Source organism: Hyunsoonleella rubra (genome assembly GCF_042684665.1).
Classification (GTDB): domain Bacteria; phylum Bacteroidota; class Bacteroidia; order Flavobacteriales; family Flavobacteriaceae; genus Jejuia; species Jejuia rubra.
Window position 1 is genome coordinate 184,941 of the sequence record NZ_JBHULY010000016.1, and the last position, 14,144, is coordinate 199,084.

The 14,144-nt window shown below is 39.7% G+C and carries 10 protein-coding genes and 1 tRNA gene; 7 read left to right on the plus strand and 4 right to left on the minus strand.

From position 1 onward, the window contains the following. Positions 1 to 36: 36 nt before the first annotated feature. On the minus strand, positions 37 to 2,229 hold the full coding sequence (gene katG / locus ACFSR8_RS09120) for a catalase/peroxidase HPI (RefSeq protein ID WP_380291251.1): 2,193 nt from the start codon (positions 2,227 to 2,229) through the stop codon (positions 37 to 39). 254 nt (positions 2,230 to 2,483) lie between these two features. On the opposite strand from katG, the gene tpx reads away from it, so the two are divergent. The 6 genes from tpx (at position 2,484) to ribB (ending at position 9,695) form a co-directional block, all read left to right on the plus strand. Next, positions 2,484 to 2,990, plus strand: coding sequence for a thiol peroxidase (gene tpx / locus ACFSR8_RS09125; protein WP_380291253.1), 507 nt, complete (start codon positions 2,484 to 2,486; stop codon positions 2,988 to 2,990). After that, positions 2,983 to 3,351, plus strand: coding sequence for a diacylglycerol kinase (locus ACFSR8_RS09130; protein WP_380291255.1), 369 nt, complete (start codon positions 2,983 to 2,985; stop codon positions 3,349 to 3,351). The genes tpx and ACFSR8_RS09130 overlap by 8 nt, the downstream gene beginning before the upstream one ends. 62 nt (positions 3,352 to 3,413) lie before the next feature. Next, a complete protein-coding gene (locus ACFSR8_RS09135; protein WP_380291257.1) occupies positions 3,414 to 5,810 on the plus strand; it encodes a DNA translocase FtsK in 2,397 nt (798 codons plus the stop codon). A 10-nt stretch (positions 5,811 to 5,820) separates the two neighbouring features. Next, positions 5,821 to 6,459 carry a LolA family protein gene (locus ACFSR8_RS09140; RefSeq protein ID WP_380291259.1) on the plus strand — a complete coding sequence of 213 codons (639 nt, stop codon included), beginning with the start codon at positions 5,821 to 5,823 and terminating at the stop codon, positions 6,457 to 6,459. 13 nt (positions 6,460 to 6,472) lie between these two features. Beyond that, on the plus strand, positions 6,473 to 8,518 hold the full coding sequence (locus ACFSR8_RS09145; protein WP_380291261.1) for an LptF/LptG family permease: 2,046 nt from the start codon (positions 6,473 to 6,475) through the stop codon (positions 8,516 to 8,518). A 31-nt stretch (positions 8,519 to 8,549) separates the two neighbouring features. Next, positions 8,550 to 9,695: a 3,4-dihydroxy-2-butanone-4-phosphate synthase gene (ribB, locus tag ACFSR8_RS09150; RefSeq protein ID WP_380291263.1), complete on the plus strand. Its 1,146-nt coding sequence runs from the start codon at positions 8,550 to 8,552 to the stop codon at positions 9,693 to 9,695. A gap of 495 nt (positions 9,696 to 10,190) precedes the next feature. Here ribB and ACFSR8_RS09155 read toward each other — a convergent pair whose 3' ends face one another. The 3 genes from ACFSR8_RS09155 to ACFSR8_RS09165 form a co-directional block, all read right to left on the minus strand. Next, entirely contained in the window at positions 10,191 to 11,738 is a 1,548-nt protein-coding gene (locus ACFSR8_RS09155) for a family 16 glycosylhydrolase (RefSeq protein ID WP_380291265.1), read from the minus strand. 89 nt (positions 11,739 to 11,827) lie between these two features. Beyond that, on the minus strand, positions 11,828 to 13,021 hold the full coding sequence (locus ACFSR8_RS09160; RefSeq protein WP_380291267.1) for a DegT/DnrJ/EryC1/StrS family aminotransferase: 1,194 nt from the start codon (positions 13,019 to 13,021) through the stop codon (positions 11,828 to 11,830). Positions 13,022 to 13,116: 95 nt separating this feature from the next. After that, positions 13,117 to 13,761, minus strand: coding sequence for an NAD(P)H-dependent oxidoreductase (locus ACFSR8_RS09165; RefSeq protein WP_380291269.1), 645 nt, complete (start codon positions 13,759 to 13,761; stop codon positions 13,117 to 13,119). A gap of 205 nt (positions 13,762 to 13,966) precedes the next feature. On the opposite strand from ACFSR8_RS09165, the gene ACFSR8_RS09170 reads away from it, so the two are divergent. After that, a tRNA-Ser gene (locus ACFSR8_RS09170) sits at positions 13,967 to 14,051 on the plus strand. Positions 14,052 to 14,144: the final 93 nt, after the last annotated feature.

A 14,144-nucleotide genomic window follows, 5' to 3' on the forward strand; every position in this document is an offset into this window, starting at 1 on the left:
CTAAAAAACACCTATCCCAATTGTTATTCATTGTATTTACTTTAAATCAAATCTGTCAGCATCCATCACTTTGGCCCAGGCCGCAACAAAATCGTTTACAAATTTTTCCTCGCCGTCATTAGCTCCGTACACCTCAGCAATGGCCCTTAATTCAGTATTCGAACCAAAAATTAAATCGGCACGCGTTCCTGTAAATTTCACAATACCAGTTCTTCTATCCTTACCTTCGAAAATGGTGTCATCAGAAGACGTTGCGCTCCAAGTGTATGCGAAATCAAGAATATTTGAAAAGAAATCATTGGTTAAATGTCCAATATTATCCGTGAATACGCCATGGCTAGAGCCATCATAATTAGTACCCATTACCCTCATACCACCGACTAAAGCCGTCATTTCTGGAATGGACAGGTTCATTAAATTAGCGCGATCCACCAATAGATCCTCGGCCTTCACATCCAAGCCACTTTTAATATAATTTCTAAAACCATCGGCCAAAGGCTCCAAGTAACTAAACGATTCTAAATCTGTTTGAGCTTGAGATGCATCCCCTCTACCTTGAGAAAATGGTACTTCTAAACTATAACCAGCATTTCTTGCAGCTTCTTCTACTCCTGCATTTCCAGCAAGCACAATCAAATCAGCCATCGATACTTCACCGCTAAAATCTTTTTGAATACCTTCTAAAACATTCAGTACCTTTTCCAATTCAGAAGGATTATTGGCTTCCCAACTACGTTGCGGCTCTAAACGGATACGTGCTCCATTGGCTCCTCCTCGCTTATCAGAATCTCTATACGTGGAAGCTGAAGCCCAAGCCGTGGTTACCATTTGGGAAATGGTTAAGCCCGAGGCCAATACCATTTTCTTCAATTGCGCTATATCAGAATCACTTAATGTATAACTTACCTTTGGAATTGGGTCTTGCCAAATCAATTCTTCCTGTGGCACTTCAGGCCCCAAATAACGGTCAATTGGTCCCATATCACGATGGGTCAGTTTATACCAAGCTCTCGCAAAAGCCTCTTCAAACGCTTTGTGGTCTTTATGGAAACGCTTTGAAATTTCTAAATATTTAGGATCGGTCTTCAAGGCTATATCTGCAGTGGACATCATTAAGGCTTGCGAGCCATTCCCACTTGCCGTAGGTGCCTTTCTAGCATCCGAATTTTTAGGAGTCCATTGATGTGCCCCTGCCGGACTTTTAGTAAGTTCCCAATCGTAGTTCAGCAATACATCAAAATAATCGTGATCCCATTGTGTCGGGTTTGGTGTCCAAGGTCCTTCCAATCCGCTGGTTATCGCATCATCCAAAACACCAGAATTGTAGGTGTTTTTCCAACCCGTGCTCATTTCTTCGATGGACGCCCCATGCGGTTCCGGCCCCACGTATTTATCCGCATCTGCGGCACCATGAGCCTTTCCAAAAGTATGACCACCAGCAACCAAAGCAACTGTTTCCTCGTCGTTCATCGCCATTCTTCCAAACGTAATTCTAATGTCGTGCGCTGACTTCATAGGATCCGGAACGCCATTAGGCCCTTCCGGGTTCACATAAATCAATCCCATGTGTACGGCACCCAAGTGCCCTTCCAAATCGCCATCACTGGTATCGTATCTGTCATCATTATCCAACCAACCAGTCTCACTTCCCCAATACACATCCTGCTCAGGCTCCCAAACGTCCTCGCGTCCTCCGGCAAAACCAAAGGTTTTAAAGCCCATGGATTCCAACGCACAGTTTCCTGCTAAAATCATCAAATCTGCCCATGAAAGCGCCTTACCATATTTCTTTTTTACTGGCCATAACAACAATCTAGCTTTGTCCAAATTTCCATTATCAGGCCAACTGTTCAACGGTGCAAAACGCTGTGTTCCAGATGCTCCACCACCACGACCGTCGCCAACTCTATAAGTTCCGGCACTATGCCATGCCATACGGATCATAAAAGGCCCGTAATGCCCATAATCTGCAGGCCACCAATCTTGAGAATCGGTCATCAAATCAATCACCTCTTGTTTCAAGGTTGGAAAGTCTATATTATTAAATGCTTTGGCATAATCAAAATCGGTATCGTAAGGATTGGAACCTTTCCCGTGTTGACGCAAAATATTTAATTTAAGTTCGTTGGGCCACCAGTCACGGTTTCGAGTTCCACCACCGGCCGGCTGTTTTTGCGCCCCGCTCATAAAAGGGCACTTACTAATGTCATTGCTGTCTGTTGCGTGCATTTTATTGTAAAGTTTTTAGTTAATTTTTAAATTTTTCAAGTACTTAAAATTAGTAATTGTTTTGATAAGTTGAACCTGAAAACATTTTAATAAACTATAACAAAATTGAAAAAATTTATTATCTAAATTGAAGTCATAGTTTTTATTGATAATCTGAAAAACCCCGAACTAATTATTTCTTAAAGATTTGACCATTTCATGCTTTAACATTTTAAATATTCTTATTTTAGTTGCCCTAATCAAAATTTAAAAAAATGGCTAATATTACCTTGGGCGGAACGCCCGTAGAAACTAGCGGATCGCTACCTAAAGTGGGTACTCAAATTAAAGATTTTTTATTAGTGGCGACGGATATGTCCACCAAGTCCCTAGCGGATTTCAAGGGTAAAAAATTGGTGCTGAATATCTTTCCAAGTGTTAACACCAGTGTTTGCGCCACATCTGTAAGACAGTTCAACACGGAAGCTAGTGAACTGGACAATACCGTAGTGTTGTGTATTTCGAGGGATTTACCTTTTGCGCAGAAACAATTTTGCGCTGCAGAAGGACTTGATAACGTAGTAATGCTTTCGGATTTTAAGACTGGGCAATTCGGCAAGGACTATGGCGTTATGTTTACTAACGGTGCATTTGATGCATTGTTATCTCGAAGTGTTGTGGTTGCGGACGCTTCTGGTAAAGTGCTTTACTCAGAGCAAGTACCTGAAACTGGTGAAGAACCTAATTACAAAGCTGCTCTGGAGGCCCTTTTAGATGAATAACAAGGAGACCTTTTTGCAAAACCGGATTAAAAGTGTGGGCTACGCCTTTAAAGGTGCCTTATTGCTTTTAAGAACGGAAGCCAGCATAAAAATCCAGTTCGTGATTGCCCTTTTGGTAACCCTAGCTGGATTTCTTTTTGAAATTTCTTCTACGGAGTGGGTCATTCAAATTTTAACCATTGCTCTAGTAATGAGCATTGAAGGTTTAAATACGGCCATTGAAGAAATGGCAAACTTCATCCATCCCGAACACCATAAGAAAATTGGTTTAATTAAGGACATCTCGGCCGGAGCTGTTTTTTTTTCAGCTGTTTTTGGTGTGATTATCGGCTGTATCATATATCTCCCCAAGATTTTTTAAAATACTAATGCACCTAGGATAAACGTTAGTAATTTGTATTTTTGCTGAAACTAGCGCTCATAATGGCGAAGAGAACCAAAACTAAAAAACCTACTAAAAAGACATTCAAAAAACCCAGTTTTAAGCTGTCCAACCAGCAGAAATTGGTGTTTGGCAGTTTTTTGGTGATTGTGGGTCTCTTGTTATTTATTTCTTTCGTTTCTTTCATATTTACCGGTGAGGCCGACCAAAGTGCCATAGACATCTTTCCTTCCAGGGATGCCAAAACCAAAAACTGGGCAAGCCAGTTTGGCGCTTGGTTAAGCCATTTTTTTATTGAGAGGGGCTTTGGTATCGCCTCGTTTATTTTTGCTGGTTTGATATTCCTTTCGGGAGTTTACGTGCTCATGAATATCCGCAAAGCGAAACTGCGACAGCACTGGTTTTGGGGGGCTCTGATTGTGATCTGGTGCTCTATCCTTTTTGGTTTTTTTGGGAATGAAATTGATATTCTTGGAGGCACCATCGGGTTTGAAATAAATACTTTTTTACAAGATTTCATTGGGAAAGTCGGTACTGTTCTTCTTTTGGTTTTTGGCTTGATTACCTATCTGGCCATGCGTTTTAAGGTGACTTTTGAAAGCATTACCAATCTCTTCAAATCGGCTAAAAAAAATATCAAAACTGAGTTTTCAAAACCCAAGGATGACGTCTCTGAAGATACAATAATAGCTTTTGACAACAATCTATCCGAAGAAGCGGCATCCATCAAATCGGCATATGAAATCCCATTGGATAAAAACGATACCGATATAAAGGTAGTTTCAAAGCCTAAAGATGAAGTAAAGACAGAAGTCGTTAAACCTTCTAAAAAAGAGGTGATTGAAGAACCTGAACTTGAGATAAAAGTGGAAGCCGTTAAAGATGAAATTTCAGAAACGAATAATATTGCCAACAAATTGGTGGAGGATTTTGGCCAATTTGACCCAACCTTAGAATTGGCAAAATACCAGTTTCCCACACTTGACCTTTTAAAGAAATACGACACTGAGGGTATTACCATCAATCAAGAAGAACTTGAAGAAAACAAAAATAAAATTGTTGAGACCCTTAATAACTATAAAATTGGGATTGCCAGCATAAAAGCGACAATTGGGCCTACTGTAACGCTATATGAAATTGTTCCTGAGGCCGGGATTCGGATTTCAAAAATTAAAAACCTAGAAGACGATATTGCCCTATCCCTTGCCGCGCTCGGTATTCGTATTATTGCGCCTATTCCAGGAAAAGGCACCATAGGTATTGAAGTGCCCAACAAAAATGCAACGATTGTTTCGATGCGTTCGGTAATTGCCTCCAAAAAATTTCAAGGTTCCAAAATGCAGTTACCGATTGCCTTAGGAAAAACCATCAGTAATGAAACCTTTGTGGTAGATTTGGCAAAAATGCCCCACCTCCTAATGGCAGGAGCTACAGGTCAAGGAAAATCCGTTGGTTTAAATGCTGTTTTGACTTCGTTGCTTTACAAAAAGCATCCCGCAGAAGTAAAGTTTATTTTGGTGGACCCGAAAAAGGTGGAACTCACCCTTTTCAATAAAATTGAGCGTCATTATTTGGCCAAGCTACCAGATAGCGAAGAGGCTATTATTACAGACAACACCAAGGTGATCCATACGTTGAATTCGCTTTGTATTGAAATGGACAACCGCTACGAATTGCTCAAAAATGCCATGTGCCGTAACATTGCTGAGTACAATAAAAAGTTTAAGGAACGCAAGTTAAACCCGAATGAAGGCCATCAATTTTTGCCATACATCGTCCTAGTGGTAGATGAGTTTGCCGATTTGATTATGACTGCCGGAAAGGAAGTGGAAGCTCCCATTGCACGTTTAGCCCAATTGGCTCGGGCTATCGGCATCCATTTGATTATAGCTACACAACGCCCATCGGTAAACGTAATTACAGGTATTATTAAGGCTAACTTCCCTGCACGTATTGCATTTAGGGTAACCTCAAAAATCGATTCGCGTACCATTTTGGATAGTTCGGGAGCCGATCAACTTATCGGACGAGGCGATATGCTTTTTACCCAAGGAAATGACGTTATAAGAGTACAATGTGCCTTTGTGGACACTCCCGAAGTGGAACAAATTACAGACTTTATTGGCTCCCAAAAGGCATACCCCGATGCATATATGCTCCCTGAATATATTGGCGAAGAAAGTGGCACAGGTATTGATATAGACATATCCGAAAGGGACAGCCTTTTTAAAGATGCCGCAGTAGTTATTGTTACTGCACAGCAAGGCTCTGCTTCGTTATTGCAACGAAAGTTGAAACTGGGCTACAATAGAGCAGGAAGATTGATTGACCAGTTGGAAGCGGCAGGTATAGTTGGCCCTTTTGAAGGTAGCAAGGCCAGGCAAGTTTTAGTCCCAGATTTGACAACCTTGGACCAAATGTTAGAAAACGAAATTTAATTCAAAAAAAATGAAACCGATTATCACGATTCTATTCGTAACTTTTTCAATCCTTTCGGGAATTGCCCAAAATAAGGGAAAAGACTTACTAAACGAAGTATCCCAAAAAGTGAAAAGTTACGATAACATAGAAATTGATTTTAAATACATTTTAGAAAATACTGCTGAAAATGTAAAACAAGAAACCCGGGGCGATGTGATTCTTCAAGGGGATAATTACAAATTGAACATTTTAGGCATCACCCGCATGTTCGATGGCAAAACACTATATACCATCAGCCCAGAGGACGAAGAGGTAACCATTTCATCACAGGTGGAAGACCAAGCCGATGCTATCACTCCTAGCAAAATGCTGTCGTTTTATGAGGATGGATACACCTATGGGATGGATATCGTCCAGAATATAAAAGGTCGAAAAATTCAATATGTGAAGCTGACTCCCATCGATTCCAATTCTGAAATAAAATATATCCTTTTAGGCGTTGATGCTACCACAAAACATATTTACAATTTGATTCAAGTAGGCAAAAACGGTACAAAAACCACGTTAACCGTTAATTCTTTCAAAACGAACGAACCTTTATCGAAAACCTTATTTACCTTTGATGCCTCAAAATATCAGGATTATTATATCAATAAACTGGATTAGGTAAATTGCCGAATTGAAGATTCTAGACCGCTACATACTAACCACATACCTAAAGACGTTTCTTAGCGTCTTTGTCATTTTGGTCTTGATTTTTGTCCTACAGACCATTTGGCTTTACATCAAAGAATTGGCCGGAAAGGATTTGGACATCGGCGTGATTGTCAAGTTTATTGTTTATTTCCTCCCGAAGCTGATGCCTTTGGTGCTTCCACTTACTATTCTGCTCACCTCCATAATGGTTTTTGGGAATTTTGCCGAAAACTACGAGTTTGCCGCCATGAAATCCACCGGGATTTCATTACAACGCGCTATGTCTGGCCTCAGTGTCTTTATTGTACTCTTAGCCATTACTACCTTTTTCTTTTCAAACAATGTGATTCCATGGGCCGAATACAATTCCTATAACCTAAGGAAAAACATCGCCAAGCTAAAACCTGCGATGGCGATTGCTGAGGGACAGTTTAACGAAATTGGCACCTACAATATTAAGGTTGAAGAAAAGTCTGGAGACAGAGGGCAATTTCTTAAAGATGTTGTCATTCATATAAAAGACAAAAGCGGCCTGAGGAATACCACGACTATTGTATCCAAAACAGGTGAATTGGTGGGTAGTGAAGATTCGGATGTTTTAAAATTGATTTTAAAGGATGGCAATTATTACAATGATTTGTATCCAAGAAAAATCAAAGAGCGCAAAAAAAAACCTTTCGTAAAGAGCACTTTTGACCAGTATATTATTAATATCGATTTATCGCAATTCAACAATGTGGATATTGAGGATAAGTCCTATACCAACAAATACAACATGCTTAATTTAAGTGATTTGGATTATACTATTGATTCACTCACGGTTGAGCACGACAAAAACATTGAGCAGTTTAGCAAAGTACTTTACAATCGCGCCAGTATTACGAAGTATGTTCAAATAACAGAAGATAGAGAAAGCCTAAAAAAGGCAGCAGGTTTACCTGACGATGTAAGTTTTGATCATATCTCTGAAACCAAGAAAAAAAAGATTGTTGATGTAGATTCTATCTACACAGGGAATGTTTTGGAGCTGTTTAGTAATAAGAAAAACATTGGCTATCTTACAAACGCCATTAGTGTGGTCAATAGTGCCACACAAGTAATTCGTAATAAGAAGTCAACCCTAAAACCAAAAAGAGTTTGGTACAACAAACATATTATTGCTTTTCATGAAAAATTGGCATTGGGATTTGCTTGTGTCATCCTTTTCTTTGTAGGTGCACCATTGGGTGCATTGATCAGAAAGGGAGGTATTGGCCTGCCCATGGTGATCGCTATTCTGTTGTTTTTAACCTACCATTTTATTGGAATTTTCGCTTTGAACAGTGCAAAGTCGGGGGATTTCAACCCTGTTTTGGCCAGTTGGTTTTCTACTTTAATTATGTTACCGTTGAGCGTATTTTTAACGAGAAGGGCAACAGCCGATCGAAGTTTATTCGATTTCGACAGCATTACTGTTCCGTTGAAAAGGGCTTTCAATATTAAAGAAAAGAATAAAGAAAGTTTTAAGTTTTTGCAATCATTTACAAATGAAAAACTGGCTGAAGCGATTAATAATTTTGAATCTTTGGGCTACAGCGAAGATACCCGCTACGAAGCTATTAAACTTTTGAATAGTCGCGAAATACCCACCAGTGATTTCAATGAGAAAGGAATCGAAATAAGCAATGATTTTGAGACTTCTCAGGACATTTCAAAAGATTATGTAGACCATTCAAAATTCGCGATAACTCTCTATACAATTGGGGCTATCTTATTGGTTCTGTTTTTCGTGTTCAAAAACAACAAATTGCCCTCTGTTGCTTCGGCATCTATTCAACTTAGCATGGTGTCTTTTGTTTTGTATGCCATATACTACCTTAAATCCATTTTAAACCTCAATACATTTTACACTCACATCAAAAAGCCTAGAAGGAAACCCAACCTCCTAGTTCTCATTTTAGGGTTTCCGCTCTATTTCATAACCTTTGTGTTTTTTAAGTTCAAACACAAGGAAGACTTAAAACGAAATTGTCTGGAGAGTTTAAAATAAGACATATCTTTGCAAAATGATAGCAGAACCTATGACAACGAACCATACTCCTGTATTTAAATTAAACACTATTCATGATGCCATTGAGGATATCAGAAATGGAAAGGTCATCATAGTTGTAGACGATCAAAATCGGGAGAATGAGGGCGATTTTGTGGCAGCGGCTGACAAGGTAACCCCGCAGATGATCAATTTTATGGCCACACACGGACGAGGTTTAATCTGTGCGCCTTTGACCGAAACCCGTTGCAAGGAATTGGAGCTTAACATGATGGTAAACAACAATACCGACCCCATGGAAACGGCCTTCACAGTTTCTGTAGATTTAAGGGGTAATGGTGTTACCACAGGTATTTCTGCCAGCGATAGAGCAAAAACCATAAAGGCTCTCATCGATCAAGGAACAAAGTCATTTGAACTTGCCCGACCAGGACATATTTTTCCATTAGTAGCCAAAGAGGGTGGTGTTTTACGTAGAACGGGACATACTGAAGCCGCAATTGATTTTGCGCGTTTGGCTGGGTTGCAACCTGCCGGTGTTATCGTCGAAATTATGAACGAAGATGGTAGCATGGCGCGGCTCCCTCAATTGATTGAAGTAGCCAAAAAGTTCGATTTAAAGATAGTCTCAATTGAGGATTTGGTGGCTTACCGTATGCAACACGATTCTTTAATCGAGAAAAAAGAAGATTTTGAAATCGAGACCCGATTTGGAAGATATAGATTAAGGGCCTATGAACAAACCACTAACAACCAAATACATATAGCCCTAACAAAAGGTCAGTGGCATGATAATGAACCCCTACTCACACGGATTAATTCCACGTTGGTGAACAATGACATTCTTGGCACGTTGACCAATAATATCGATCAGCAGTTGGATGCCATGTTCAAAAAGGTTAATGATGAAGATAAGGGGGCTATCATCTTTATCAACCAAGAAGTAAAGGCCACAAACATTCTTAGTAGATTAACCTATCTAAAGGAAAATCAAGAAAACAACAAAATTTCTAAGGCTCCAAAAATCAACATGGACACTAGGGATTTTGGAATAGGAGCACAAATTCTTCACGATTTAAACATCCATAAGCTTCGCCTGATTTCCAACAGCGAAAGAACCAAACGTGTGGGCATGATCGGTTATGGACTGGAGATTACTGAGTATGTAAAATACTAAAAGGGAAGCGCTAATAAACAGCATCTCCCCTTTTCTAGGTTAATAGCATTTTAGGAATTTTCAGAAAGAATTTTTATAGTATTTATGACGACTGTCGATTTAAAACAATGACTTAAGATTTCTGCTTCCTCTCTTTTACATCGAACCTATTTCGAAACGTGAGCATCGAAACCTTAAAAAAGAGGAGGATTGTAATTTTTGATGTTATAGCACATTTTTTAAAAGATTAATATTTTTCTAAAAAATGATATAACCACAGACCTTGTAGTGTCTTACAATATTGAAAATTAATAGAAATACACCACACTGCAAATCATATGCGAATAGTAATTCATTTGAAACTATTCCTTTTTTGACTTACAATTGTGCTATCATCAGGTATGGAAAAGGATGAGAAACTAAAAAGAATATCTATGACGTAATTACAACAAGTCCATACTTTCAACTTATTTGAAATCACAAATTTTTTCAGAACGAACTCAAAAAAATGAGCTTTTATTGAACCAATACTTTTTTGATTTCCGTTTTAGAGCCAGACCGAATACTGAGCAAGTATAGTCCTGAGGCTACATCCGAAACATCCAAAGCGGATATGACATTTCGCTGACGTTTTATCAACTTGCCATAAGTATCGAAAAGCTCGATGCTATCAATATTGCTATTCCCTTGGATATTAATTTTAGTTTCGGAAGGGTTAGGATAAACTTTGAACAAGTTTGTATCATTTTCATCAATACTTAGACCGTTATTTTGGTACACCCTCACATAGTCAATCACCATGGCACTTTGTGTAAACGACGGATCAATAGCACCGGATATACCGCCCATAGCTACGTTCAGAATCAAATACTGATCTAAATCAAATGGCCATGTACTGGCGTCTTTTACCGCAGGATTATAGGTGTAAAAGCCCACGCCATCCACTAAAAATGTGATTTGATTAGGGGACCAATTAACCGAATAAACATGAAAATTAGTAGTGACATCGCTTAATACTTGCTTATCCGTATTTACAGTATTGCCATTACTGGAAGGGGTATGTATGGCGACCGAAGTTTCGTTGGTAGCGTCGTGCAAACCATGCTCCATAATATCTATTTCACCACAATCAGGCCATGGCGTAGTTCCAAAACCTTGGATTTGCCAATACGCTCCTGTTTCGGTAATATTTTTACCTAAGGTCCAAATGGCAGGCCATGTACCATCTGTGCCCGCTGGCAATTGAGCCCTTACGTCCACCCTTCCGTAAGTAAATGCAAACTTGGAGTTCAATCTAGCGGAAGTATAATCCAAAGTAACACCTTGATTGGTGAAAGTTTCTTTCCTGGCAACAATGTGCAAGTTCCCATTTACCATAAAGGAATTGTTTATTCTGTCCGTGTAGTGTTGTTCTTCAAAATTGAACCACTGTCCGCCGTTGGGACCAATGGTTTGATGATGCCACTTAGAGCCATCAATAACTTCAGGGCTTGAACCACTATCAAATTCATCCGACCAAACCAAATCACTATAGATTACGTCCAAGGCATTCGGGTCTGTAACTACATTACCATCATTGATATCATCAATTTGAAACGCCCCAGGGGTGGTACTACCATCATCTATCCGTATTGTTATTCTGCTGTATTGACCAGTGCCGGCTACGGTAGAAAAATCAAATGTCAAATTTGTCCATGTTTTTTCTGAGGATAAAGTTTGACTCACCTCAATACTAGGGTTCGTTCCATTTTCAAGCTTTACTATAATTGTATGAGTAAGCGGATCATCGGCATAAAATCTTAGTGTGATTTCATCTTCCACATCCAAATCTATTGGCCTACTTAAGTCAATGTAGTTCCCCTGTTCTAAGGGTGAAGTGTTTCTAAAAAAGTTGCCAACATCGTTATTGGAGCCATCCGGATCCGGGATAATTGAAAAGGAACTACCGCCCCAACTATTAAATGCATGAGAACTATCAGAAAAGTTTATTGGGGTTTGTTGGGCAAAACTTAACTGCAAACAAATGAAAAGGACTAAATAAGGGAAATAGTATTTTTTCTTCATGGCGGCGTTTTTTACAAATTTAGATATCATCCAATTCGTAAAAAACAATTCCACCACTACAAAAACAATACAATCCGAGGAATATTTACCTACAGAGATGCTTTTATGGCCTCAACCATTTTTTTCGCCCTTTCTAACACTTCCTCCTCTGTCCATGACAGTTTTATCAAGCACGAGATATTACGGCCGATATAATGGTCGGATTGCTCGAAGGATTTGGTTTGAAGATATTTAAGTCCACCCTTGACTTCTTTTGAAATCGGGTGTAAAGATTTTAAGTCTTTAAGATGCTCCCACTTCCTGATGTAATGCCAATTGTTATTATAGTAATTCCAACAGGCGTCCACACCGTTTTCCTTGAAGGCCTGCGATACTTTTGTGGCTGTTTCTAAATCTGGCAATGAAAAATTTAAAAAGGCACAACTTTCCACTCCTCCCTCAGGAACTGTCCTAAAAGTTACTTCTGGAATCTCAGCTAAGGCCTCCCTAATAATTTCAAAATTTCGCTTTTGAATGGTCAAAAATTCAGGAAGACGCCTAGCTTGAGCCAATCCCACAGCAGCGTGCAATTCTGAAATTCTAAAATTATAGCCCAAAAACGGATGCGATTCTGCTCCTCGGTCATTACCAATGTGGTCATGACCATGGTCGCTATAATGGTCAGCGTTTAAGTAAAACTGTTCGTTATCAGTGATTACGGCGCCTCCCTCTCCACAGGTAATGGTTTTTACAAAATCGAAGGAGAAACAGCCTAAATCGCCAATACTTCCCAAGGGTTTTCCTTTGTAGGTGCCTCCAATCGCCTGACAAGCATCTTCCACTACCAGTAAATTATATTTGTTAGCTATCGCTAGAAGTGCATCCATATTGGCCATACTACCACACATCTGTACTACCATAATGGCTTTGGTTTTCGGGGTAATGGCTTTTTCTACAGATTTCGGACATAGGCCTAAAGTGTCATCCACATCCACCAAAATGGGAATAGCACCAAGCATCATTATGGCCTCAAAACTGGCCACAAATGTAAAAGTGGGCATAATTACCTCATCCCCTGCTCCAACACCAGCTGATGCTAAAGCTACTGAAACGGCCGCAGTACCACTGGATACCAATTGCACATATTTGGATTGAAAGGTGCTCTGTAATTCCTTCTCAAGTTCTTTAGCTTTCCAATGGCCTTTGCGCATGCCGTCAAATCCATAGCGCATGATGACACCGTTGTCCAACACATCGTTGACTTCCTTTCTCTCTAAATTTCCAAATAATTCAAATCCTGGCATATGTTTCTTATTTAATAAGCCCCTCCTAGCCTCCCCAAAGGGGAGGAATCGACTTCTTTCATTTCCCCTCCTTCGGAGGGGTCAGGGGAGGCTTTTTACAGTTCTATGACGGCCTCCTCAATTGGTTTTCTTACTTTTTTGAATGCGGAAAACATGTCATCTTCCGCGCGGTATCCAACAGGCAGTAGCAATACAGATTTTAGGCCTATATCGTTTAGTTTTAAAATGTCGTCAAACTTTTGGGGAATGAAACCTTCCATGGGACAGGCGTCTATCTCCTCGATGGCGCAGACAGTCATTAGATTGCCCAAGGCGATGTAAGCTTGATTGGTGGACCACTTTTGCCGCTCTTTAACGGACATCTTTTCCATCATTTGTATAAGGCCTTCGCGGTAAGGTTTCAAAATGGTTTCGGCAGTATTTCGTATGCCCTTGATGTTGTCATAATATTTAACGACGTCCTCATCAAGAATGTTATTTTGGATACAAATTATCAGTAGGTGCGAGGCATCCAAAACCTGCTTTTGGTTAAAGGCATGCTCCACCAGCGGTTCCCTGACCGCCTTGTTTTCTACTACCACCATTTTAATGGTTTGCAATCCGTAAGAGGTTGCGGTTAGATTAAACGCCTGCTTTAATACCTCTAACTTTTCTTTAGAAAGTTTTTTTTGAGCATCAAATTTTTTAGTGGCGTACCTCCATTTTAACTGCTTCACCGTGTCCATTATTGCTGTTTCCATATGTGCAAAAATAAGGTTTGAAAACGTGATTTTTTCAAAAAAGACCATAAAATATGGCAATCGTAAAATGGCACAAATTTATATAAAAAGATAAGGTTTTATTTGAAAGAATTAAAAAAGGGTTCTATATTTGCACCCGCCTACGCAATGCCTAAGGCATCACTTCGGCGGGCAAACCCGCTGAAAGGCAAACGCAAAAGACACTGGAGAAATGGCAGAGTGGTCGAATGCGGCAGTCTTGAAAACTGTTGAGGGTCACACCTCCGGGGGTTCGAATCCCTCTTTCTCCGCAAAAACCCATAACGAAAGTTGTGGGTTTCTTTTTTCTACAAAAAACCCAACCATTATTGGCCGGGTTTTAACAACTGATAGTTGGTTTGATT